At 42.2% G+C, this 25432-nt stretch carries 15 protein-coding genes; 6 read left to right on the top strand and 9 right to left on the bottom strand.

The genetic code is table 11. The features are described from left to right. Positions 1–38: 38 nt before the first annotated feature. The 5 genes from QM657_RS07380 to QM657_RS07400 are packed head-to-tail and all read right to left on the bottom strand — an operon-like array spanning position 39 to position 8734. Entirely contained in the window at positions 39–2696 is a 2658-nt protein-coding gene (locus tag QM657_RS07380) for a DEAD/DEAH box helicase family protein (protein WP_415065956.1), read from the bottom strand. Further along, positions 2696–4459, bottom strand: coding sequence for a DNA methyltransferase (locus QM657_RS07385; RefSeq protein WP_415065957.1), 1764 nt, complete (start codon positions 4457–4459; stop codon positions 2696–2698). The genes QM657_RS07380 and QM657_RS07385 overlap by 1 nt, the downstream gene beginning before the upstream one ends. Continuing rightward, positions 4452–5621 (bottom strand): DNA cytosine methyltransferase, encoded by a 1170-nt coding sequence (locus QM657_RS07390; protein WP_415065958.1) that lies wholly within the window; start codon positions 5619–5621, stop codon positions 4452–4454. Before QM657_RS07390 ends, QM657_RS07385 begins: the two co-directional genes overlap by 8 nt. Next, positions 5618–8524 (bottom strand): ATP-dependent DNA helicase, encoded by a 2907-nt coding sequence (locus QM657_RS07395; RefSeq protein WP_415065960.1) that lies wholly within the window; start codon positions 8522–8524, stop codon positions 5618–5620. Before QM657_RS07395 ends, QM657_RS07390 begins: the two co-directional genes overlap by 4 nt. Before the next feature lie 12 nt (positions 8525–8536). Further along, positions 8537–8734: a helix-turn-helix domain-containing protein gene (locus QM657_RS07400; protein ID WP_415065961.1), complete on the bottom strand. Its 198-nt coding sequence runs from the start codon at positions 8732–8734 to the stop codon at positions 8537–8539. Positions 8735–9263: 529 nt separating this feature from the next. Between QM657_RS07400 and QM657_RS07405 the strand changes: the two genes are divergently transcribed. From QM657_RS07405 to QM657_RS07425, 5 genes are all read left to right on the top strand, one after another. Then, positions 9264–9956: a hypothetical protein gene (locus QM657_RS07405; RefSeq protein WP_415065962.1), complete on the top strand. Its 693-nt coding sequence runs from the start codon at positions 9264–9266 to the stop codon at positions 9954–9956. A gap of 542 nt (positions 9957–10498) precedes the next feature. Further along, positions 10499–11878 carry a reverse transcriptase domain-containing protein gene (locus tag QM657_RS07410; protein WP_415065963.1) on the top strand — a complete coding sequence of 460 codons (1380 nt, stop codon included), beginning with the start codon at positions 10499–10501 and terminating at the stop codon, positions 11876–11878. Between the two features lie 168 nt (positions 11879–12046). Further along, positions 12047–14071: an RNA-directed DNA polymerase gene (locus QM657_RS07415; protein ID WP_415065964.1), complete on the top strand. Its 2025-nt coding sequence runs from the start codon at positions 12047–12049 to the stop codon at positions 14069–14071. A gap of 1829 nt (positions 14072–15900) precedes the next feature. Further along, a complete protein-coding gene (locus QM657_RS07420) occupies positions 15901–17883 on the top strand; it encodes a site-specific DNA-methyltransferase (protein WP_415065965.1) in 1983 nt (660 codons plus the stop codon). 113 nt (positions 17884–17996) lie between these two features. Continuing rightward, positions 17997–21137 (top strand): type III restriction-modification system endonuclease, encoded by a 3141-nt coding sequence (locus QM657_RS07425; protein WP_415065966.1) that lies wholly within the window; start codon positions 17997–17999, stop codon positions 21135–21137. Positions 21138–21238: 101 nt separating this feature from the next. Here QM657_RS07425 and QM657_RS07430 read toward each other — a convergent pair whose 3' ends face one another. The 4 genes from QM657_RS07430 to dpsA form a co-directional block, all read right to left on the bottom strand. Continuing rightward, on the bottom strand, positions 21239–22816 hold the full coding sequence (locus QM657_RS07430) for a LysM peptidoglycan-binding domain-containing protein (RefSeq protein WP_415065967.1): 1578 nt from the start codon (positions 22814–22816) through the stop codon (positions 21239–21241). A gap of 129 nt (positions 22817–22945) precedes the next feature. Next, a complete protein-coding gene (locus QM657_RS07435; RefSeq protein WP_415065968.1) occupies positions 22946–23206 on the bottom strand; it encodes a hypothetical protein in 261 nt (86 codons plus the stop codon). A 167-nt stretch (positions 23207–23373) separates the two neighbouring features. Further along, positions 23374–23952: a dipicolinate synthase subunit B gene (locus tag QM657_RS07440; protein ID WP_415065969.1), complete on the bottom strand. Its 579-nt coding sequence runs from the start codon at positions 23950–23952 to the stop codon at positions 23374–23376. A 12-nt stretch (positions 23953–23964) separates the two neighbouring features. Continuing rightward, positions 23965–24798: a dipicolinate synthase subunit DpsA gene (dpsA, locus tag QM657_RS07445; protein WP_415065970.1), complete on the bottom strand. Its 834-nt coding sequence runs from the start codon at positions 24796–24798 to the stop codon at positions 23965–23967. Positions 24799–25011: 213 nt separating this feature from the next. Between dpsA and QM657_RS07450 the strand changes: the two genes are divergently transcribed. Further along, positions 25012–25416 (top strand): hypothetical protein, encoded by a 405-nt coding sequence (locus QM657_RS07450; RefSeq protein WP_415065971.1) that lies wholly within the window; start codon positions 25012–25014, stop codon positions 25414–25416. Positions 25417–25432: the final 16 nt, after the last annotated feature.

Genomic DNA, 25432 nt, shown 5'->3' on the forward strand with positions numbered 1-25432 from the left:
CGCCAACAGTCACACCTCACTTTCATGTCTTGAGCTAGTTATTCGTCTTTCTTGCCATACGGTGCGGGAGATTCAGCAACTTTCTGAGTGCCACTATACGATGGTAGAACATTTTCAAACGATTTTGTGAATTCCTCCATTCTGTTTTGTTGATTGTAGAATGGGAAACCCCATACGTAATATTTGTTGTCATCGGCAAAGGTTTTAGTCGGAATTCCATGGCTCTCAATCTGGAGTAGGAAATCCTCTTTCCATTTATCCTGCGCTATCAAGTGATTTCCCTTCGGCTCCACAAAAACCTGGTATTGTTCTGAACCAGAACTGTTCCGACGGCGCAGAAACATCAGATAATCAGGTTCGAAGCGCTCTCCGCCGTCAAAGGAATACAGTACAAGTTGGCGTTCATTACGGACGAGGTAGACCGTTTCGTATTCCTTTTTTAGTTCCTCCACATAAGAGGAAAAGTATGCCACGAAAGCTTTCTCTTCGGTCGTGCCGAAGTTATCATTGAAGACGAACCAATTGGCAATACCAAGATTAATTCTCCATTCAGGACGGATTGCAGGGGCGTTCTGTGATATACCCTCTCCCTCTCCATGTGGGTCAGTTATATGAAGAGTCTTGCTGCGAAAGACCTCACTAAATTTCTTATCTCTGAATTCAGTCGTCCCCTCATAGGTTTCCTTGATAGCCGAAATCTCACCACCAATTTTCGTCAGGACATTCATGCAGGCTTCAAAAAAGGTTTCAGGCGTCGGTGCTTCGTCTCGGTTTTCTATGAGAATTCTCACCCTACCGAGATATGCGTCGTCTGTGATAAACTCTCTAAGCGATTTCAAGTTGGGAAAGTATCCGCGAAGAACGTTGAATTTAAATACGTCGATTCGCCTGAGCACACTGTGTACAATTGAATAGTTGTAGGTGGCAATTCTACCGATAGTCGTCCTATGTTGAAAAGTCTTTACAGTTGTGTTCGTGTGGGCATTCATCATCATTGTATCCATCGCCGTTTTACCCGTATTCACGGTGATGCTGTATTCTTTATCGCGTACAGAAGGCAACAATTCTACGATATCCATACGGCTCTTAACCTTGCGTTTATTCAAAAACACGATGCCTGTTTTATACAGGTCTTCCTGCTTGAATGAGTCTTTTAAGACATAATGAACTTCGGTCTGGTTTTCCGGCATGATACCCGTGGCAATCAGGGCCTTGTTTAACTCATCGATGTAGCGACTGTCGTATTGGCAATGGTAGTACAGCTCCTCACAAACGCGAAGTGGGTTATCAACATCACCATCATACTTACGCTTATATTTCTCCTCCTCCTCGTTGATAATAAATGGGCAATATCTCGCACCACGCCCGATGAGCTGCGCTTCAGCGATCGTGCTTGCACCAGGCTTGCCCTTAGATGCGTCACGGGTTTCGTAAAGGCGAACAATATCAAAGAGGTTCAGGACATCCCATCCCTCGTCCAATTTTTTGACCTCGAAAACAGCTCTGTATGGATTATCTTTGCTTTCGAGGGAGTTAAGCAAAATCTGCCTCTCATTCGCCTCCTTGTCGTCGTTGACTGAAATACAGTGGTCTGGGCTGAATTCTTCCCGTAACTCCTGGGCTAACTCCTCAAAGTCGATATTCTTGGCAGCGTAGTATTCCGCCATACGCCTGACCTCCGTAAGAGGTGAGGCCAAAACAATGCGTTCCAAAGTCGAGCCAGTGAGAATCCGAAGTGTCGCGTAAAAGGTCTGTTCAAATTCCTTACTCTCAGCGATAGTTTTTGCCTTAAACAGAACTACAGGTTTGATGTAGAGTCGATGATCCTGGAACACCTTCAAGCGGTATTGGCTGAACATCAATGCCGTCAGCATACGGTCCTCGTAACCGATGTCGGCCCGAATTGCCCGTACCTGCTTTGAATACTTCTCCTCGCGAAATTTGCTGAGCGGATAATCAAATATAATCTTGTTCTCGTACTCGCTCAAAATGAATGGGTTTTGCAAGTCGCAAGTGGCTGTGAATTCAAGCAGCAGGTTATTGCGATTTGTTTCGAAAATATGACGCACCGTCGTTTCCCAACTCTGGCGTAAGGAATCCTCATCGGCATTCACTTTGCCACGCCGCGTGTCTACGTTGAGGTGGTGCGCTTCGTCGGCTATCAAGACTGTCTTGGAATCGGCGAAATCGTCGAAGGACGGCGAGTTTTCTTTCGGAAACCACATATCCGAATGAAGCCCCTGTGAGGTCGTGAAGCAAATGTTTATGGCATCCGAGCTTGCACCTTGGAAGTTGCTCACCTCGTTGACCTTAACCGTTTCGCCATCAATGATAATTTGCTCCGCAAACAAATACTTAGCCGAAGCGGTGTTCAAAAAGTTGTCCTTCGTCTTTTTAACAATGTTATCGAGATTCACAAAAAAGAGGAAATTGCGATATCCGCGTCGATAAAGGTACACAATCAGTCCCGCCATAATAAGTGTCTTGCCACTACCGGTTGCCATGTGAAACAACACCTGGGTCGGATTCGGGCATCTGTCACTCTCAAAAAACGTGATGAAGTTGCGGAATGCGTCCTCCTGATATGGGCGCAACTCAAACGCCGGGTTGAGGTTTTGAGGGATTATATCTGGCAATTCCTTATAGGCAATCGGCGAAAAATCTCGGATGGAATCCATCTGCTGAAAAAGGAACATCACTTATCCTCCAATCCGTAGAAACTCCTTGTGAAGGCTTTGTCCGCATCACTGATTCCGTATTCTACGTCGTCGAGGTCGCAGAGGTTCACGTAAAGCATATTTTTGTCGAGCAGTTCGAGGATGAATCGTTTCTTGTCCTCGATGGGCAATGTTTCGAAGTCCGCTGCGGATCCGGCAATCTCGGAGGGGTTCACCTTGCTGCTGATGAAGCCTGTAGCAAGGACACGCTCAAGAAGAGCAGTAAGAGAAACGTCGTCTGTTGCTACCATAGCCTCATCAACGAAGTGCTGATTGCATTTAGCGAGTTCGACGTAAACGAATGAACCGCCGCCGTGCCAATTCACCTTAGAAGAAATCCCTAACGCTTCTCCTGCTATTACTCTTTTCATTCTTTCAACAGTTATTGTTTCAATATAGTCCATTTGCTCAATGCCAATGTAATGTCTTCCCATTTTGTGCGCCACAGCCGCTGTTGTTCCCGAACCTATGTGGAAGTCAAGCACTATCCCAGTTGGTGGGCACGAGGACTCGACTATCCTTTCGATAAGCCTTTCTGGTTTTTGAGTAGAAAACCCCAATCCCTCTTTGTCGGAGTTGTTTAGCTTATCAAGCATCCAAACATCATCAATGTGCTTGCCTTCTGCCATTGCCTCGTCTAAAAATCTTTTTACACGAGTGCCGTTCCCACCATCTGAGAGAACATATTGACGACCAGTTTCTTCATCAATAAGAGTTTTCTGCTTTCGCGCTTTTGCATACGCTTCAGCGGATTCCCATTCCATCCTGTAAGGCTCAAAATAAGGCTTGCTTGCCCGAGAATAATAGAATATATTATCGTGACGTCTATTGAAAAACGAAGTGTTCTTCTTGTTCCAACCGCTATATCTCCAGATGATTTCGTTCTGAAAATTGTCTGCTCCAAAAACCTCATCCAATAATACCTTAAAGTAATGCGATTCGTTCTGGTCAAGCTGAACATAGATGGCACCAGTTGGAGATAATAGCCTTCTTGCGATTTCCAACCTATTTTTCATAAACACAAGCCAAGTTGAATGATTAAAAGAATCGTTGTAGCGGAAAGAATCCCCGTTTGTGTTGTAAGGAGGGTCTAAATATATCAAATCAATCTTTCCCTCATACCGTTTCAGGAGCGACGCGATAGCAAGAAGATTGTTGCCCTTAATGATAAGGTTGTCGCTTTCATTAAAGTTCGTAGCAGGGGCTGCGGTGACACAGTTGTCACCGCCTATCGGTATTCCGGTCAGGTCTGTACCGCCTGTATAGCTGTACCGTGTTGCACCTATAAGAACTTTCGGATAGAGTAGTCTGTCCACCTCGTCGGGCGCAAGGGTGGTGTTATAGAAAATCTCGGCGCGCTTCTGGTCGTCTTTCGACTGCCCGCCCTCAAGGATGCAGTCCTTAAAGGGGAAGGATAGCACCACTTCGCCGGATGCGGAGATAAGGTCGCCGCGGGTATCCGTCAAACCAATGCGGTTCTTAAAGCGCGTGTAACTATCGGGCAAAAATTGACGGTTGTTGACCACCCATCCAAAACCGACTTTATCGAAAACGAATGTGCCATTCACCTCTGCAAAGAAGCGTTTTTTTGTGTCGTCGTTACCAAGAAGTAAGCCGATAAGACTGGGGTCCATATTCATGGCGGATTCATAAACTTTGTTACGAAGCAGTGTTCCATCTTCTGTAAAGAAACGCTCATCCGTTTTAAGCACTCCCACCAGTATTTCAAAAAAGTTAGTCATGTTTTTTCTTACTCCTCTTCGCTTTGATGATATACATCGCATGTTTCAGCACCGTACCGCTTGCTTTTACGAGATCTATTGGCACAGCATTACCAATTTGCAAAGCCGCCGCTGTTAGAGAATCACTGAATATAAAATCATCCGGGAACGTCTGTAAACGTGCCGCCTCTCGGACAGAAATAGCTCTGTCTTGAGCATAATGTCCGTAACGCCCTTTCGAATAGCACAGGCATCCTCCTGTCATTGTCGGGGAGGGTTTGTCAGCGTCCATTATGCCATAAACGTCCTTATGTCCAGAGAAGATGTTGCCTTCGGCGTCTTTCTTTTTGTGGCACTTCAAAATCAAATCATCCGGTAATCCGTCACGAGAACCGCCGTTCGCCCGGATAGCCCGAATGCGCATAATGTTAATGTCATCCAAATTAGCACACTTATGATTCTGTATCCGCCCTTCGGGATCTTCGTAAGTTTCGCCCGCCCCAATCGCTGGCAAATCTCCGATGGCTTCGCGTACCGTTCGCCAAGGCAGCAGGCCGTTGCCCTCTTTGCCGGAATGCGTTGCTTTTGGGAGTCCAAATTCGAACCCACTCTCGATTAATTCCTCATGGATGTCAATACGAACCGCATGAAGCACAAATCGTTTGCGCATTTGTGGAACCCCGTAGTCGGCGGAATTTAGAATATCATCCACCACCACATACTTCTTTCTCAAGCGGGTGAGGAATTCATCGAGGATTTCCTTGTTGCTATCCGTCTTTATGCCCGGTACGTTCTCCATAAGGATGAATGGGGGTTCCAATTCTTCGATAATTCTCAAAAACTCAAACAGCAGCTTCTTGCGTTCCGCAAGGGGCTTTTTTGTGTTGTTCGGGTTTTGCCGGGAAAAATTCTGGCATGGAGGGCAACCCGCGAAGAGATAAATATCATCTTTTTTTATTCCGGCGGCTTCGAGAATAGCATTGCCACTTATTTTGCAGATATCACCGTTTTCTGTCCCCCTCAACACGTTTACATTCGCGAGCGGGAGATAGCCAAGATAGGTATCAACGGCGTTATCTTCAATTTCAACGGCGGCTTTCACCTTAAATCCAGCGGAAGTCAGACCACAGGACACGCCGCCGCAACCCGAAAATATGTCAATCGCTTCAAAATTAAACCTCATACACCACCGCCTCCATCGTTGCTTTCAAAAGCGGCTATGGTTTTTAAACCCACAGGGGTGTTGATTTGCGGGGGGTGTGTTCTGTTTTTGAACGCCTGACTCTTTTGTGCGCACATTGCTTTGAAATCGCAACTACCGCAGCTTTGCGGGCAGGCTCGCATTGGGAAGTCGCCGTCGAGAATTCCTCTGACAGCCCATTCGATTACGCCGATGGCGCTATCCACCGACGCTTTGTCCACGGGGATAGATGTCCTGTGGTTGTCTTTCAGCGTATGAATATACCCTGTTTCCACATTCTCACCGATGACCTCTTTCGCCGCTTGGGAGTACAACTGCACCTGAATAGACATATCGCGCCAGTCATAGGAGGTGACATCCTCTGGAGTTTCCATTGACTTAAAGTCGATAACGTCTGCTGTGACGATTCCGCACTGTGGATCTTCCATCAACAAGAGGTCAATCGCACCCGTTATAAGAGCATCTTTGACCGAAATTTCAAACCGTGCCTCATCCTGCCTTAGGCGTCCAAAGTCTTTGGCGTACCGTTGTGAGTATTCCGTCAAGATTCTCTGTACAAGAGTTTTTGCCCTCTCATATGATCCAGGACGGTTTATAGGGTCGTTACTTGGAAAAACGTGTTTCAGCATAAAGGTGGACTCGACAATCTCCGCCACTTCCTCCGCTGAAGGTGCTCTATCCTTGAAGAGCTGATGAAGACGTTCCAAAATAGTATGACTCGTTTTGCCGAAGCCGAAGATTTCAGGAACAGCGGCGTTGTAGCCCATTATTGTAGCGAGTTTGTACGAGTAAGGACAGGTCAAATAACTCTTTACCGAGGAGTAATCCGTTGGGAATTCGCTCTCGTCAAAGCGTGGCTGCGGTTCGATTTTCTCGGCAAGCGCATCAAGTGTTTTAACATCCTCACATAACATCGGGTGAGTGAAGTCTGCGATAAATGCCGAGCGCTTACATGCCCGTTTCAAATCGGGGTGATGCGTACTGCCCGAAAGGTAGAGACACCTTTCGGCCCGAGTAATCGCCGTGTAAAATAGACGCGCTTCGTCCTCAAGCCTCGTACCATATGCACCGCGGTCAATGGCCGTAAGCATAAGATCATGCGGAAGTTTGCCATTATACTTGGCATTCTTGTGCGGAAAACGGCTCGCAATTAAGTCGACGACAAAGACCACGGGATATTCAAGCCCTTTAACTTTATGTATCGTGGATATGTCCACCGCATTTTCTTTCACGAGGTAATCAATCGACTCCAACTCATAGCTGTTCATAGCGATATTGGAGATGAAGTTAAGCATCTCCGCATACCTATATGAGGAATCAATACTAGTATAGGTTTTCTCAACATCAAGGATGATTTTGCTAAAAAGACCAAGATCGCGCAAAGCGGTTTCGTCCTCAAAATCACGCACGTTAAAAACGTCGACAAGGTCGTGCAGGAACTCCTGTGGGTAAACCTTTCTTCGGGCAGAGGATGTCGAAGCATGGATATTCTGATGCCATTTGTTCAGTACAGAAATAAATTTATTTTCATTGGCGTGCGGAAATACCGGTAATACAGTGTCGGAGAAAAATCCTAACGCCGCCTCTCGTGGCAAACCTGCCTCACGAAGCAACTCCATTGACTGTTGAACACAAACCGCATACGGGCGGTCAAAGATGCCCCCTTCGCCAGTCGTCTTGAACGGAATACCATGCCGTATTAGAGCCTCGGCAAATTGCTTGTCTCTATTATCTCCATTACTGTTATGTATCGACCTCAGTAAAATAGCAAAGTCGCCATATGTAAGACCACGGCACTTTTCCGAACCATCAGGGTTGACACCCTCCACATATTTTGTTCCGATGAGGCTCTCAATGCGTTGTGCCACCCATTCAGCTTCTTCTTCTCGATTATCGAACCATAGCTTTCGTAAGTCTTGAATGTTACCATCAGAGTATGACTTTATTTCTTTACTCAGGCGTACAAGACTAATCGTGCGTTGGACAAAGTTATTTGCGCCATCGACAATGGCGGACGTACTTCTGAAATTGACTAGAAGACGATGAACAGCGACATACGAATAACGTTTGTTAAATGTTAGGATATTTTGTACATTCGCTCCGCGCCAACCATAGATAGACTGGTCGTCATCCCCCACAACGAGGAGCATATTAAGGTGGCTCGCAAACGTTTTAATGAACTCTTCTTGAATAGGATTTATGTCTTGGTATTCATCAACAAGAAGATACTTGAATTTTGCGATATAAGAATTCTCTTTATCTGTAATTTTCTTTAACTCTTGTACGCCAAGCCAAATGGCGAAAGAGAAGTCCATATAGCCGTCTCGGTCGAGAATTTCCCCTAGTTTCGTAAGGCGATTGAATAACCTAGGGTCATACTGATTTATGTCTGCCAATTCAATATTCTCGTTGTTCATCGTTTGCCACGCATCAGCAATTGGTAGGATGTTCTCTTTAAAATATCGACCTTCGCCATGCTTTAGTCCGATTTGATGGAATCTTGACATTAGAAACAGGATAAGCCCATTTCTATCAAGGATATCATACTGTCGATATTTGGCGTTGATATCGCCAAGCAGTTTCTGACAAAAAGCATCCAACGTACCGATAAACATCGCTCCAATATAGTTTTCAGATAAATTAAACTTACGCAGAGCTTCGGCAACTCTGCGCTTGATGGACTCGGCCGCCTTTTCTGTGAAAGTAAAAGCAACGATACTATCGGGAGCTTCCCCTTTTGAGATTAAATAGGCAATTTTGTATGCGAGCGTTCTTGATTTTCCAGAACCTGCACACGCCAAGCACAGGATATGCTTTGATTCATCAATGACAGCATCATATTGGTCGTCTGTCAAATTTGTACGCAAAATTTGTTCAGTATTCATAAAGCACTCTCCTTAATCTTTGTCTACTTCTGCAGCGTCACCTGATTGAACCCACTGATCTACTTCACTAGCCTTAAACTTCCACAGCTTACCTACACGATGGCATGGGATTTTCTCACTGGAAATCCGTTTACGTCCAGTGACACCTAGGTGCTTGGAAACCTCTTTTGTTCCAAGCCGTGGTTCTGCACTAAATCTATTTTCAACCATAAGTGCACTCTATTTCGCAGTTTTTTACATTATCAAACAATATTGTAAGTTCAGATGAATTTGATATTTATTCCGAACAATTTAGTGGTATATATAATTATACACCACTTTACAACTTTTTTGGTAAAAGAATGCCATACAGAGCACTTTGCTGTATAATAAGTTTGTATACCAAATATACGAAAGGAAGTGATCTGTATAACGAACTTATTATACAACAAAAAAATCTGATTGGTAAGCTTTATTGGTATTTTTAAAATTATCTTGATACTTTTTTCGCACTAACTGCGGATACACTGTTCTTATTGGTTATATCCGTACTTGCTATGGAATCAGCTGATTCCATACGCTCGCAGTACTGGCATTTTCTCTCAGGTATTACGGAAAATTTCTGAACGCCTTTTATTATGCCTGCGCCTATGCCAAAGTGGACTATTCCAGGTTCTTAAACGTGACCGCAGCCATAGCTTTAGAACTGATTCCAGACTCCTTGAAATCACAACCAGTTTTCTTCTGTATAGATGACACCATGGTTTCGAAGCTTGAAGATGTATCGAAGCTCTTTGACCATGCGGCTCACAATGGATCGAACTATCTTAACGGACACTACTTTGTCAGCCTCATGCTCTGGGTCCCGGTATGGAACGGCAATCGGATTTCCTGCCTGGCTGTTCCCCTCGGATACCGCATGTGGAAGAAAAGCGAATCCAAGCTGGATCTTGCGGCAGCTATGGTGCGTCAAGTCATGCCTGAGTTTGTCTCACAGAAAAATGTGGTCATCCACAGCTGGTATGCCAAGAGGAGTTTCGCCTGCATCGTAGAGGAGTATTCCAATCTGGACCTTATATGCAATGCCAGATACGATTCTGTAATGTATGACCTGCCGCCACAACGAACAGGAAGAAGAGGCAGACTGACAAAGTATGAGAAACGACTTTCGCTCACAGATGATTTTCCTCTTTCCGCTGAAAAAACAGGGGATTATTATACTGGCGTACGCCGTGTCCTTACAAATCTCTTTGAAGAAAGAGAAGTCCTCGCTTATGTGACATTATCAGAGAAAACCGGCGGTTCCAGACGCTTATTTTTCAGTACCATTTTTCCGGAGCAGATGCAGATGTTCTGTGCATGGCAGGAAAAAGCGCCGTTAAACCAGACAGGGAGTGACAGGATGAAGTTCATTCCCTTGTTCTGCTACTCTTTTCGCTGGAATATGAGATAAGCTATTACGAGCGGAAAACCTTCTGGTCATTATGCAGCTATATGCTGCGTAGCTGGAAAGGTATCGAGCTGCTGATTAACATGATAAATATTTCGTATTGCGCCATGAAGATACTGCCATACCAGGATGAATCCTTTTCAAAGTACCGTTTTGAAAGCGTACAGGAATTTCGGTTTGCTCTCAGCGTGCAAATTCGACAGCAGGTATTTTTTTCACTTTCGTGCGAAACATCGAAGCCACAATAAAATCTAATACGGTTATAAAGGCATTGAAAAAGCTAATACAGCAGCAGTGCTGGCATTTTTTAAACCTGTAAAGTCGTGTAAAAAAGAAAAGAAAAATAGTGGAAGCACGTACCTGGGCTAGCCGATGCGTCAACGGCTTGATACAATAAATATATAAAAGTTTAGTTTTTTATAACGTATATAGTAATGGAATTATTATGATTAAAGATGTATAATAAATTGTAATTAAATAATCATATATTTTTGTGCTAAAAGGTGATATATAAGGGTATGGAAATGATTTAGGAGGATTTTGCCATGCAGTTTGAAAGAGAAATTGAAAGAGCCGTGAGGCATCAGGCGGCTTCTGATATACAAACGGCAAAAACACAAGCAGAACTTGTTCTTATCATCGATAATGTAATGCACGCATTAGAAAAGTCACAATATGATTTTTCTAACTGTGATTCAACGATTTTGAAGCAAGGTGGAAAAAAACGATTTGTTAAGTTATATAGAGACATATATTCTGCTGAGAGTGTTTTATGTCAGTGTGTTAAGCAAATACTGGATAGGACATTTAAAGTAAGATATCCAAATCGAAATAAAACAATTAAGTCGCTTTTTGGGACTTTGTTAGCTATAAAACAAATGTCGGATTTTACCATTGTAAAATTTGATTTCAAAGATTATTTTAATTCTGTTTCTGCAATATATGTGTTTGAAAAGTTCTTAAAGTTAGAACTTTTGGATAGATTTGAGGCTGATTTAGTAGCAGAATTTGTATATAAAACTAAGTATACATATGCTGGTTTCAATACTTCGAATGCGATAGCTGAAATTGCTGCAAAATATTTTGATGATGCTGTACGACAAGCTTTTGCTTCTAAAGGAATTCTTTACTTTGAACGTTATATTGATGACAGTGTTTTAATACTAAATGAGCATGTTGAAGAGATTGAAATTAAATCTATATTACAAGAGGTACTTTTAAGTGTATTTCATGATGATACAACCAATGCGGAAGTGAAGTGTAAAACCAGATTTAATAATAATAAATTCCAATACCTTACAAGGAGATCGATCTCTACTACTCCTGTTTCGGTAGACTATCTGGGATACGAATTTTGGTTCGAACTTTATCGTAATAAAGTGGATATTAAATATGGAATAACTCAGGCTAAACGTGATAAATATAATAAGCGCATTTATAAATTGATTTTATGCTATACTGATTCACACCACAAGGATTTTGGAGACTTAGAATTGCTGCGCCATAGAATTATGGCGTTTACATCTAGAGAAGTTTATGTCAATAAACATTTTCGTTCAAATATTTGGAAAGTAAAAGGATTTATATCTAATTATGGAGAACTACGATATCTATTAGAAACAGGCTTTATTCAACACGATACACAAATGTTTTTGAAAAACATGGTTGATGATGCTTTTGTAAAAGCTAATGTTCCTGAGCCTTACTTTCTTAAAGGGGCTAAGTTGAAATCTGGTTATAATTTATTTGAGAATATGAAAGTTAATAAAACAATTTTACTTGTGGATCATATTGGATATGATTATAAGTCACTTGTAAAGTTGTGCCGTCAAGTCAATATAAATAATTTTGATATTAATGGTAAAAGGCGGGGGTATGGCACTCTAGTTAGAGATTATTTAATCAAGGTTAAGGTTGGATATTAAATGACGAAACGGCAAGGTTTCCCTCGCCGCTTCGGAACATTTGCCGTAGCTATGTTCTAAACACAAAGTCGGTTGCCCAAACAGAGTGCCGATGATGTGTATGCGTAAACGCACTGCAAGTGAATTCGACTTGCAATTCTATAATAAGAAAAATGGAGGAAAAAGTCAATGGGCTGGAGCGGAATAGAAAGAAATCGGATGGATTTTATATTGACAGATTTACTTCCCGTTGAGTTATCAGAACTTTTTTCCTTTACTCCATTTTATTCCTTTCTCTTAAGAAAAGAACAACAGAAAGTTATTGAGCATTTAGTTGATGAGTTGAAAAAGAATAAGGCGAAGAGTAATGGAATTATGTTTGAACATGGTTGGGGAGCCAAGCCCTTAAAATATAATATTCTTAAAGGAGCAAACTCAACGCGAGAGATGAGCATTGTACACCCATTTTCTGCATTGAATTTGTTTCTGTTTATGGAATGCTATCAAAAGGATATCTTAAACTTTTTTGATGAAAATCATTGTTTTTCGATTCGCTATCATAAAAAAAGTACTGATTTGTTTTATAAGGCTAAAACCCAAAAAGTTACTCAATACTTTCAGAAACAGACAAGTCGGGTTGGCAAGGGTGTAATACAACAAGCAGGAAATTATTTTAGAATTTCACCTTTTGAATCAATAAATGCTTTTGCCGATTCTCGAATTTGGAGAATGTGCAATTTCAAATATAGATATTATGCCAAGATGGATTATAAATCATGTTTTGATAGTATTTATAGCCATGCTTATAAATGGATTATTGAGCGAAATGTAATCGACTCTAAAGAGGCAAAGAATTCACATTTATTCATAACAATAGATCGCATACTTCAAAATATTAATGGCCTTTCATCAAATGGTCTTATTGTGGGACCAGAATTTTCAAGAATGGTAGCTGAAGTGTTACTTCAACATATTGACAGAGAAATAATGTTTTCTTTATCTAACGATGGAGTTATAAATGGTAAGGATTACTCTATATTTAGATATGTAGATGATATGTTTTTGTATGCAAATGAGCAAGGAATTATTGATAAAGTATTTGAAAAATATAGAATAATTGGCGAGAAGTATTTGCTCCGTTTAAATGAGTTAAAATTAATGAAGGGTGAGACACCTAGTTTACCCAAAGAATGGCTTGAAAAGACAAGATGGCTTTCTGATGTAATTGGAAGCTTTTTTTATCAGGGGAAAAAAGCTGATTATGATAAATTGCCGGATGATGAGCATTTTCTAATTAAAACAGACTTCATTTCTGTTGATAGAATAAAAGATGAAATCACAGTTTTAATGAAAAAGTACCCAGAGGATCGTAGAACTATTGTATCATTTCTTTTGTCAACGTTACTTAATAATATAAGCAAAAAAAAGGATGGATATTCTTTGTTCGGAAAGCAAAAATTTGGAAAAGCGTTACTTTTATTAGATATGGCATTGTACATATATGTTTTTTATCCTTCTTTTGATCAAACTAGAAAAATTATTTCAATGATTGTTTATATGGATAGCGAAATTAACTTTAGAAATGATTATAATTCAGGAATTAAGTTGAAAAAGACGTTACATCGTTATTCGTTTGTTTTTCAATCGGGAAATTTATTTGATTTATGTGATTGGTTTTCTTTTTTTCGGGAATATAACATTGCTTTGGATGCTAAAACGGAAGATGGCTTGGTGCAAAAAGCAATAGAGTATAATGATCCAATTATATGGGGCAATCTTCTATTATATTCTCAATATCATAAGCCATTTTTTAATAAGTTAAGAGCAATGATTGAAACAATTATTGAAAAACAGGTATCACGAATATCGAATAAAGATCCTTTTCTCCAAATTGAGTTTTGGTATGTTTTGATTTTTCATAATTGTCCATATATTTCAAGCGTATTGAGAAATAAAATGTCTGTATTAATTAACAATATTAAAGCTTCTTCAGCAAAACAAACTAATTCATGTAAACCATCATTAGTGGTAATGGAATTAGTCTGTGATTTTTTGCAATTACAATCATCTAATGGCAATAAGCCAGAGGAAAGTTTTTTTAATTGGAAGGGTTCAACAGGAGTTAGTGAACAAATTACTTATCGGACATATCAAAGGACGATTTTTAAGCGATATCGAAAGAACAAGTATGGTTTATATGCTAGCCTTGACTAAACGGGCTACTATATAGAAAATAGTTCAAAAAATGAGGTGGTTTATATTTTGTCAAGAAAAAATGTAGCTTGCTCCCTCAATTTATTATTGTTGAACAGAAAATATAGCTTGTATATTTGGGTTGACATAATGATATGATGAATTAGGATGCAACCAATAAACAATATAATTTCTAGTTTAATGCTGATTTTGAGTATATAAATGAGATTTATAAACCAATCAGATATAGCATTTTAGAAATGACTTTAAAATATTATTTTTACCCGAAATGTATTAATTTTGTTTGCCCCCCGCTTGCGCAACCCCATCCCGGCACGCCAAACCCTCCTTTTTCCTACGTTTTTTGAGCAATATCCAGTTCAAATCTGGCTGTTGCCTCCTCTATGAAGACCCCAGAAACCTAATAAAACAATGGTTTCTGAGGTCTTTTGCTTTGGTTTGCTATTATAGTACAATTTAAGAGGGGGCAAGGATTTAGCTTGTGAGAATGAATATGGAGGGAGCCCGTAGCCAATCTCCAGTCTGACGAACAAGAATCATATATAAGGTATATTTTCGTAAGATTACTGAATAAACTAAAACTCAATAACTGTTTTAAATAAAAAATATAAATGTACAGATAGATGATGATCATTATACTCTCTCTGGGGAGATACAAGAGAATAATATACAACGTAATTACAAGAGCTTACGATTTGACAAATATCTTTAAAATAAGAAAATTGAAGAAATCCTGTATAGATGGTATAATAACATTTAAAAATATTCAATCGTAAAAGATAATGTATTGTTTCATCTGTTGGATAGATCAAAATAAATTAGTCTGACTGAGATTCGAGCTTGAAATTTTGAGTATCTCACGATACTTGGTTATAGTGTGACCTCCTTATGCTGTATTTACGTCATTGACGCATAAATACAGTATAAGGGAACTATAGCTACGGTTTCTAGTTCTGGAACAGTGGTTTCCTATAAAACGAAATTGCGGTTTCCTGAGACCAGACAGACGGGGCATTTTGCCCCGGAATACTCAAGCATGAGATTTATGAATTACTATGAAAGTAAAGAGATGTATGAATATTTGAAAGAAAACAATATAAAAAAATTTCTTCTGGACATTTTCAGATAAATGGATTTTAGTCTATGAAAATGATGGACAGGAAACCAAGGTGATTAGAGTGGTTATTAATTCTTGTGGAAATAGTGAAGGTTTAAGTAAACAAGAGAAGAATATCGTTTCTGTTGTAAATGGTATCGTAAAGGATACATATATACATATGAACTTTATTCGATATGATGCAGATAAATCGCTGGAAATAGTCAATATTGGGAAGATGGAACGATTCGTTTAGAAATAATTACCATGGCTGGTTTCCGTAACCGGTTTATCCAATAAGGAATTAAAATGAATGAAAACAAAACCAGAAAACTAAAAAAGGACAGAAGTTCTAGCCGATATCATGAATAGCAAAGAAAAAATATGAGAAGTGATGTTACTGTCAGTGATATAGATTTAATTTGTTTTAAGAAAAATGAGATTAAACAATCATTAAACTTAAATATTCAATGATTCCGTTGGAAAAGTAGAATCCATATAAGGTCGATTTCAATAACTTTATTTTATTGTTTAAACTAGCTGTTAAAGAATGTATTGATTTTTATATTACATATAATTACTGGAAGGAATTACTCTTTCTTGATAACATAATCATATTAAGTCATTTAAATTTGATTATAGTATGAAATTGTATTATAAACTTATGAGGCATGAATTTATTGAAAAAATTATTTCTAATCCCTCCCCAAGCTTAAATTAAAAGGAAATAAACATGAAAAAGCTAAAGATAAATGACAATTATAATAAAAACTATAACAAGTTAAAAGCCATACTCCCCCACGCATTTACCGAAAAAATCACAGGCTATGATGAAAACGGAACCCCCATAATCGAAAGAGCCATTGACATAGATATTCTCAAAGCTGAAATCGGCTGCGTTCCGGTTGAAGGCAAAGAAGAACGATACAGATTCACATGGCCGGATAAGCAGAGGGGGATTTTATTGTCAAATGAACCGACCACATCAACATTACGTCCCTGCAAATCAAAGAGCATAAATTTTAATTCCACCAAAAACGTCTACATAGAAGGAGATAACATTGAAGTATTAAAAATTCTCCAGGAAACGTATCTGGATAAAATAAAATTAATATATATCGACCCGCCTTATAATACAGGAAAAGATTCATTTGTATATGACGATAATTTTATATTATCAAATGAAGAATTCAACCGCATAAGCGGAAAATATGACGACGATGGAAACATTCTGTTCAATTTCCGTCTGAATAATGAAACAAATGGCCGGTTTCATACAGACTGGCTGAACATGATGTACCCAAGACTGAGATTGGCCCGAAATTTAATGTCTGATGAAGGAATCATCCTGATCAATATGGATGAAAATGAAATCGTTAATCTCCAAAAGATCTGCGCCGAAATCTTCGGAGAGCAAAACGATTTAGGAACCATAATATGGGACAAAAGAAATCCAAAAGGCGATGCGAGAGGCATTTCCTATCAGCATGAGTATATCCTTGCATATGCCAAAAATAAAAATACATTCCTGGATTCCTGCAAAATGCAAAGACTAAAAAAGAACGCCGATATGATCCTTGCAAAAGCCAAAGCCTTATTTTCAAAAATGGAAGCAGGTCATACTTTAGAAGAAATAAATACAGAATTTTCACAGTGGATTTCAAAGCAGGCAGAGCTCAGCGGCGGTGAAAAAGCATATAACAAGATTGATGAACACGGAGAAGTATACAGAGGGGTGTCTATGGCCTGGCCTAATAAGAAAAAGGCACCTGATGATTACTTCATCCCCTTAATTCATCCGGTAACCCAAAAACCATGTCCAATCCCTGAACGGGGCTGGAGAAATCCCAGTGCCACCATGAAGGATTTGCAGAACAAAGGCCTTATTCTGTTTGGAAAAGACGAGACGACTCAGCCCACACGAAAGTACCTGTTAAGTGAAAATATGTATGAAAACATCCCTTCTCTCATTTATTACGGCGGCAGCGATACGGCACTGCTGGAAGGCTTGGGAGTCCCCTTTGATACCCCCAAGGTTGTTGAAATCTGCAAGGAACATATTATGTCATTTACCGGAAAGGATGACATCATTCTAGACTTCTTCTCAGGCTCAGGAACCGTTGCACATGCGGTGATGGCTGCAAATGCGGAGGATAACTTAAACAGAACCTTTATTATGGTTCAAATACCGGAAGAATGCGGGGAAGAAACCCCTCTTGGGCAGGCTGGATTCAAAAATATATGTGATGCAGGGGAAATGAGGATCGCTAAAGCAGGAGAGATGCTGAAAAATATAAATCCCAGCCTTGACTGCGGTTTCAGAGTTTTTTCATGCGCTTCCAGCAATATGGAAGACGTATATTACAGCCCTGCAGAGTACAGCCAGACGGCTTTATTTAACATGGCTGACAATATCAAGGCTGACAGAACGGCAGAAGATCTGCTGTATCAGGTAATGCTTGAATTAGGCATTTTGCTTTCCAGTGACATTGCGGAAACCGGCATTGATGGTAAAAGGGTATTTAGCGTTGAGAATGGTTTTTTGATGGCATGCTTTGACTCTGCGATCACCGATGAAGTGGTAACTGAAATTGCAAAGAAAAAACCGCATTATGCAGTATTTCGGGATGGCGGCATGACAAATGACTCAGTCATGGCAAATTTTGAACAGATTTTTGCGGCATACAGCCCCGGTACTGTAAGGAGAATATTATGAAAATCATACCCAGAGGGCACGGCGTAATCGGATGGATGGTGCTGAAAGCGGCATCTTTTATGAGAAGTTAAAAATCAATTTCTCATAAGCTATATTATAGGAGGTACGGCACTGTGCGGTTTAATTTTAAAATACAGCAGTACCAGACAGAGGCGGTTGACAGCGTTGTCCGGATTTTTGACGGACAGCCCTATTATGAAAGCGCCGGTTATATTCGGGATTTAGGCAAAAGGGGCAGGGAGAGGAATTATAAAAATCAGTTTGAGGGCCAGATGGGCCTGGACGTGGAGGGTGTCCTTCGTGAGGACTGGGAGGACATTGACGATACAGCCTTTCGGAATGAAAGCATCCAGTTGTCAGATGAACAATTGCTGCATAATATTCGTGAAATTCAGGTATTAAATAATCTGAAACAATCCAAAAACCTTGTGAACCATCTTGGAAGGTGCTCCCTGGACGTGGAAATGGAGACGGGAACCGGAAAGACGTATGTGTATATCAAGACCATGTTTGAGCTGAATAAAAGATATGGCTGGAGCAAATTCATTGTCGTTGTTCCATCAATTGCAATTCGTGAAGGCGTACATAAGTCTTTTGAAATCACCCAGGAACATTTTATGGAGAAGTACGGAAAGAAAGTCAGATTCTTTATTTATAACAGCTCTGATCTCAGCCAGCTTGACAGCTTTTCCAGCAATTTTGGAATCAATGTCATGATCATCAATACCCAGGCCTTTGCCTCTTCCTTAAAAGAGGGAGCCAACAACAAGGAGAGCAGGATCATATATTCCAAACGGGATGAGTTCGCTTCCAGAAGGCCCATTGATGTGATTAAAGCGAATCGCCCGATTATCATACTGGATGAACCCCAGAAAATGGGCGGTGCTGTTACCCAGAAGGCGCTCTGGAATTTCAATCCCTTATTCTGTCTCAACTATTCCGCCACGCATAAAGAACAGCACAATCTGGTCTATGTGCTTGATGCCTTGGATGCATATAACAAGCGTCTGGTCAAGAAAATAGAGGTAAAAGGCTTTGAGGTGAAAAACTTCCGCGGAACAGAAGGATACCTGTACCTGGAAAGCATTGTGATATCCCCAAAGCATGCTCCCAGGGCGAGAATTGAGTTTGAACGCAATTACCAGAAGTCCATCAATCGTGAGACGGCAGCATTCGATGTGGGAGATAATCTTTATCACCGCTCTGCCGGGAAGCATATGCCTCCGTTAGAGCAGTATAAAGGGTATGTTATTTCGGAAATTGATCCTGTTGTGGGAACTGTGACATTTACAAATGGGGAAGTCATTCACAAGGGTGACGTGACAGGGGATATTTCAGAACGGGATATCCGCAGAATCCAGATCAGGGAGACGATTCTTTCCCATTTTGAAAAGGAAGAACAGCTTTTTAATAAAGGCATCAAGGCTCTGTCGCTGTTTTTCATTGATGAGGTGGCAAATTACCGCCAGTACGACGACGAAGGAAATGAGCTGCTGGGTGATTATGGAAAGATGTTTGAGGAAGAATATTTAAATGTTTTAAAAGAGTATGAGGCGTTCAACCCGGAATACGGCCGGTACTTAAACGGAATTCAGGTCCATGATACGCATAAGGGGTATTTCAGCATTGATAAAAAGGGACGGGCAGTAAACAGTGCAGTGAAACGAGGAAATGAATTTTCAGATGATATTTCGGCTTATGACCTGATTTTGAAAAATAAGGAACGGCTGCTTTCCTTTGAAGAGCCGACCAGATTCATCTTTTCCCACTCGGCATTGCGGGAAGGCTGGGACAATTCCAATATATTTCAGATTTGCACCTTAAAGCACGGCGGGGACAGCGCAGCGCAGAAGCGACAGGAGGTGGGGCGCGGGCTCCGGCTTTGTGTTGACCGGCAGGGCAACCGGATGGATAGGGAAGCTTGCGGTGATGAGGTTCATGATATCAATATGCTGACGGTTATTGCCAGCGAAGGCTATGCCTCTTTTGTGTCGGCTTTACAGTCTGATATGAAAGAGAATCTGCATGACAGGCCGGTGAAGGCTGATAAGGAGTATTTTGCAGGCCAGACCGTAAGAGCGGGGGACAGGAAGGTCACGATAACGGATGAACAGGCTGGGCTGATTTACCGTTATTTAATTAAGTGTGATTATATTGATGACCGGGATCATATCACGTCTTCTTACCGTGCAGATTTAAAGAACCGTTGTCTGGCCCCTCTGCCGGAGGCTTTGCGCTCCATAGAAGAGGAAGTCCATGGTCTGATTCAGGGTATATTTGATGAACATGTATTGAAAAATATGATTGGGGACGGAAATAGGACAAAGGTCACAGGCAATCCCCTCAATGACAATTTCTATAAGAAAGAATTTCAGACCCTTTGGGCATATATCAACCATAAGTATGCTTATAAAGTGGATTTTGACTCTGAAGAGCTGATAAGAAAAGCGGTGGAAGCCATTGACCGGGAGCTCTTTGTATCGGAGCTTCAGTATACGCTTTCAAAGGGATTGCAAAGGGAAAATGTCAACCGGGGAATGGTCGCTGAGGAAGCTTCTTTTTATGGTGCGAAGACGGAAACGAAAGCCTTAAAGCATACAGAAATCAGCCGGGTAAAGTATGATCTCGTTGGAAAGGTGGCGGAAGGAAGCGTTTTGACCCGGAAGACCGCTGCGGCTGTTTTGCAGGGGATCAGTCCAGCCAGGTTTGCCATGTTTCAAAATAATCCGGAGGAGTTTATCGCAAAGGTGATCCGCCTGATCAATGAACAAAAGGCAGCAGTGGTTGTGGAACATATTTCTTACGATCAGATTGAAGGTGAATATGACAGCGTGATTTTTGCAGCCGGGAAACACGCCCAGGGCATTGAGACGGCGTTTCGGGCTGAAAAGCATATACAGGACTACGTATTTGCGGATGGTTTTGCTGAAAAGAGTGTGGAGAGAAAATTTGCAGAGGACTTAGATGGAGCCGGAGAAGTGTGTGTATATGCAAAGCTTCCCAGGGGATTTAAGATTCCGACGCCGGTTGGGAATTATTCTCCGGACTGGGCAATTGCATTTGAAGAAGGAACGGTAAAGCATATATTCTTTGTGGCGGAGACTAAGGGAACCATGGAAAGCCTGAATCTGCGTCCCATTGAGAGGGCAAAAATCGACTGTGCAAAGAAGCTTTTTACCACGCTGTCCGGCGGCCGTGTGGTATATGATCACGTTGACAGTTATCAGCAGCTTCTTAACAGGATAATGGGATAGGGTGCTTTGATATAAGGGCTGTTAAAAGCCTCAGAAAGCCTGTAGCAGGGGTTTCTGAGGCTTTTGCCTATCTCTATATGGGTTTTGCCATAAACGCGGTCTTATCTGTAATACTGAGGAAACTGGGCTGCAATTCCCTGAGCCATGGTGTCGGCCATATCCAGCACATTTCCTTCGATGCCGGTAAATGTATTGATACTGTCTGCGAAGTTTCCGGACATCATATCAGAGGCATCCCTCTTTAGAAGGTCGAGATGGTCGGAAAGCATATTTCCCCATTCTTCTTCCGTCCAGTAGGGATTTAAATTGCTGAGAAGGTTTGCAATCTGATCTGCATTTTCCGTCCATTGCCGTTCGATGTCAGCGGCTGCAGACGTATTTCCTCCCCTTGTGGCTGTGATGAATTCATTAGCCAGAGTAAGATGTTCGTTCAGCAGGTCTGCAAAGTTTGCTGCCGCATCCTCTCCGTAGAGGGCTTGAAGGACTGTTTCGAAGTCCGCCGTATTCTGCATGAGACGGTCAGATACCGGCTGTGCATCGGGAAGGTCCATGATCATGCTCTGCATCGCCATTCTGGCCCAGTAAGCATGCTGTGACCATAAGAGGCGGAGATAGTTGATCAGATCCTGTTCTTCTTTGCTGATCCAGGAGGAAACGGGCGGTTCGGGTATGGGCTCAGGCATTGGAATGGGCCTGGGCATGGGAGCAGGCTGCGTAGGCATGGGTGTGGGCTGAGTAGGCATTGGCGCAGGCTGGGGTCGTGTCGTGGGTTGTGTGGGCATAGGCTGGGTTGTGGGCTGAGTCGGCATAGGTGTGGGCATAGGCTGAGTCGTTGGCTGAGTCGGCATTGGAGCAGGCATAGGCTGTGTAGTCGGCTGAGTCGGCATTGGAGCAGGCATAGGCTGAGTCGTTGGCTGAGTCGGCATTGGAGCAGGCTGAGGCTGTGTAGTCGGCTGTGCAGGCACTGGAACAGGCCTGGGCAGCGGAATCGGCTGGACCGGTCTGGGCTCTGGTACAGGTAACGGCTGAGGAACGTTACTGCCGCCTGCTCTGGGGATACAGATCACCTGGCCGATGAATAAGTTGGTGGGATTGACACCGGGATTTGCGGCCATGAGGTTTTCCACAGTGGTGTGGTAGCGCTGGGAAAGCAGCCACAGGGTATCTCCGGCTTCAATGGTGTATAAGCACGTTTCTTCCGTGGAAGAATTCGTTCCATTATTGCTGTTTGTTTCCCCTGGAGCAACCGCCTGGGAGCGGAACCAGATGGGCAGTTCGGGCAGACGGTATCCGGCAGGAATCCAGATCGTCTGGCCGATCATCATGTTGTTGGGGTTTAAGCCGGGATTTAAGGCCAAAATGGTGTCTACTGTGGTGCAATAGCGCTGTGCCAGCATCCACAAGGTATCATTTTTCTGAATGGTATAGGTGCGAAGACCTACGGGGCAAGGAGCTGTGCCGCCTCCTGAGGAACCGCCGGAAGAAGGCGGCGTAACCGGAGGCCGGGGCCTTCTTGCGGGAATGCAGATAACCCTTCCCACTTGTAAATTGTTTGCGGTCAGGCCAGGATTGGCAGATGTAATTGCATCAATGGTAGTAGCGTAACGTTGAGAGAGCAGCCACAGCGTATCGCCGGGTCTGATGGTATAAGAAAAAAATCCTACAGGGCAAGAAGCCATAATTTGAATGCCTTTCAATAAAACAATTTGCCTTATGTTATGATGAAAATATTGAAAAGTACCTGTCAGCCCTGGCCTTTTTTTATTTTTTTTAAATTAATTTTGCAGGCTCAAAATCTGCCTGTTTTATCAGGAACAGGTGAACATGTCAATGCGGTTTAGGGAAATTCCGGTGTAGGACCAGCCGAATCTTCTGTCCCAGCGAAAGCCAGCGACGCTGTTAAACCAGACCTGGACGGGAAAGAACCAGAATTCCTGTCCATTGCTTAACCATACATAAGTAAAATGTCCAATGCAGTTGCTGATGGAGCCGGGGCTCACCATTTTTGTCCCTGCGCGGGCCTGGGAACTCCTCTGAGGTGTGGCGGAAGGGGGCGGTCCTACTGGCATGGGGCCCACCGGACCATTGTTATGATTTGGGAATGGGGGCATGATTTCACTCCTTTTTATAATTAATGACATTACTATTATATGAGATGGAGGGGAAGTAGTGAGGTGTGTTGAGACTTATTACAGCAGGAACCGCTTATTTAGTTCCTGCTGCTTCCTCTTTCCGGTTATAAAATGACGGGCTGTATCTGTTTTCCTTCCAGTGCCAGCTCCAGGGTGTCGGCAATCAAATGGGTGTGGGCGATCATGGAATTGGGCTTCTTTACGGGATCATCTTGACCAAAGGGAACGAAGTAAATATTTTTGACATTAAATAATTCCCCCACATTTTTAAAGTTGATCCCCAATGCGTCGTTGGTGGAAAGGGAAATGACCAGGGGCTTTGCATTTCTTAAGTGGGCCTTGGCGGCCATGAGAACGGGAGAATCGGTAATGCCGTTAGCCAGCTTTGCAAGGGTGTTTCCGGTGCAGGGAGCGATGAGAAGGATATCCAGATAGCCTTTGGGTCCGATAGGCTCTGCTTCCTCCAGGCTCAATATGGGCTCATGGCCCGTTATGTCGGAAATGCGTTTCATATATTCTCCCGTGTCTCCAAACCGGGAATTGGTGGTCTGTGTATTGGTTGAAAATATGGGGTAAACGTCGCCGCCTTTTTCCACCAGGGCTTTCACTTCTTTTTCTATTTTGTCAAAGGTGCAGAAGGACCCGGTAAAGGCCAGGCCGATTTTCATTCCTTCCAGTTTCATTGTGAGACTCCTTTATGATAGATTTTTAACAATTCCTTCAAATAAGATTTCAGCCGATGTCTGGGGCGCATAGATTCCCGGCAGTCCGAGACATAATTTGGCCCGGATATTCTGCTGTCTGCAAACTTCAAAATCAACTCCGCCCGGAGCGGAGGCAATATCAATGATTGTGACTTCCGGATTCATGGACAGGATTAAGTCTTCTTCAAAAATAAGCGCCGGTATGGTATGAAAGATAAAATCATACTCTCCCATAGACGGCTTCATATCGGAAAGCGGGACCGTATCAAATCCTATGGAACCGGCAAAAGCCAGTTGTGTATCGTTTCGGTCAGCTACGGTTACGAGGGCGTCCAGCCCCTTTAGTTTAAGCGCCAGAGTCCTTGCGCACCTTCCAAACCCTGTGACCAGGCATTTGCTTTTGTGAAGGCAGCAGGGGCTCAGCTTAATGGCCTCGGCAATGGCGCCTTCTGCCGTTGCAATGGTGTTTTTTACGGTGACATCTTCCATGTCCATATAGTCAAAACAGGCAATGCCGTTCGTTTTCGCATATTCTTTTACATAGGCAGGAATACTTCCTCCAAACACGGTGTGTTCAGGGGTCAAAAGGCTGAGAATATTTCCAATTCCCAGGTCATCCATGGGCTGAGCGGAAAACAGGCTGATTTTATCCCTGGTAAATGGGATGGGGAAAAGTATGATACTGTGGCTTTTTATGGCTTCTTCCATGGAAAAAGAGGAATCTTCGCTGTCATAGTGAATGGTTGTCTTAAAACCGTTTCCAGCCAGAATGCGGCTTAAAAAAACCTGCCTGGAATCGCCGCCTAACAGAAGAAATTTATGCATAGGTTCATCACTCCTTATAATGGTTTTATATGACGGAAAAATTGAATTGTGTATGAAATATAAGGGAAACAAGGTAATACAGGCAGGCTGGAAAAGGTGACAAATTTAAGGCACAATTCTGAAATAATTATGAAATTTTCTGCCGGAACATTGACTTTCCCTCCGTACGTTATTATAGTTAAGACAAAACAGAGAGGATTGGTAGACATTGGTATGAATCGGTTTAGAGAGCATTTTATGCGGTTTATGGTCGGAAGGTACGGCCCGGACAAGCTGGGGCAGTTTCTGATCTGGACGGCGTTTGTTTTGATGGTGTTAAGAATGCTTATCAGGAATCCGTGGCTCCATACGGCGTCTTCCGTCTGCCTGGCCTGGTGCTGCTTTCGCATGTTTTCCAGAAATATCGGAAAGCGGTTTGAGGAAAATCAGCGGTTTGAACGAATTTGCTTTCGCTTTATGGAGAAATTCCGGAGATGGCGTTTTAAATTCAGCCAGTTCAGGGAATACCACATTTATAAATGTCCGGAATGCGGGCAAAAGATCAGGATTCCCAGAGGCAAAGGGAAAATCAGCATTCATTGTCCTAAATGCAATACAGATTTTATTAAGAAAAGTTAGTAATTATAGAAGGGAA

Source organism: Lacrimispora sp. (genome assembly GCF_047605665.1).
GTDB lineage: Bacteria > Bacillota > Clostridia > Lachnospirales > Lachnospiraceae > Lacrimispora.

Coding starts and splice junctions, on each gene's coding strand:
- QM657_RS07400 (WP_415065961.1), bottom strand. CDS start 8,734: ATGGTTGAAAATAGATTTAGTGCAGAACCACGGCTTGGAACAAAAGAG.
- QM657_RS07410 (WP_415065963.1), top strand. CDS start 10,499: ATGCAGTTTGAAAGAGAAATTGAAAGAGCCGTGAGGCATCAGGCGGCT.
- QM657_RS07430 (WP_415065967.1), bottom strand. CDS start 22,816: ATGGCTTCTTGCCCTGTAGGATTTTTTTCTTATACCATCAGACCCGGC.
- dpsA (WP_415065970.1), bottom strand. CDS start 24,798: ATGCATAAATTTCTTCTGTTAGGCGGCGATTCCAGGCAGGTTTTTTTA.
- QM657_RS07415 (WP_415065964.1), top strand. CDS start 12,047: ATGGGCTGGAGCGGAATAGAAAGAAATCGGATGGATTTTATATTGACA.
- QM657_RS07390 (WP_415065958.1), bottom strand. CDS start 5,621: ATGAGGTTTAATTTTGAAGCGATTGACATATTTTCGGGTTGCGGCGGC.
- QM657_RS07450 (WP_415065971.1), top strand. CDS start 25,012: ATGAATCGGTTTAGAGAGCATTTTATGCGGTTTATGGTCGGAAGGTAC.
- QM657_RS07405 (WP_415065962.1), top strand. CDS start 9,264: ATGGTTTCGAAGCTTGAAGATGTATCGAAGCTCTTTGACCATGCGGCT.
- QM657_RS07385 (WP_415065957.1), bottom strand. CDS start 4,459: ATGACTAACTTTTTTGAAATACTGGTGGGAGTGCTTAAAACGGATGAG.
- QM657_RS07420 (WP_415065965.1), top strand. CDS start 15,901: ATGAAAAAGCTAAAGATAAATGACAATTATAATAAAAACTATAACAAG.
- QM657_RS07380 (WP_415065956.1), bottom strand. CDS start 2,696: ATGTTCCTTTTTCAGCAGATGGATTCCATCCGAGATTTTTCGCCGATT.
- QM657_RS07440 (WP_415065969.1), bottom strand. CDS start 23,952: ATGAAACTGGAAGGAATGAAAATCGGCCTGGCCTTTACCGGGTCCTTC.
- QM657_RS07435 (WP_415065968.1), bottom strand. CDS start 23,206: ATGCCAGTAGGACCGCCCCCTTCCGCCACACCTCAGAGGAGTTCCCAG.
- QM657_RS07395 (WP_415065960.1), bottom strand. CDS start 8,524: ATGAATACTGAACAAATTTTGCGTACAAATTTGACAGACGACCAATAT.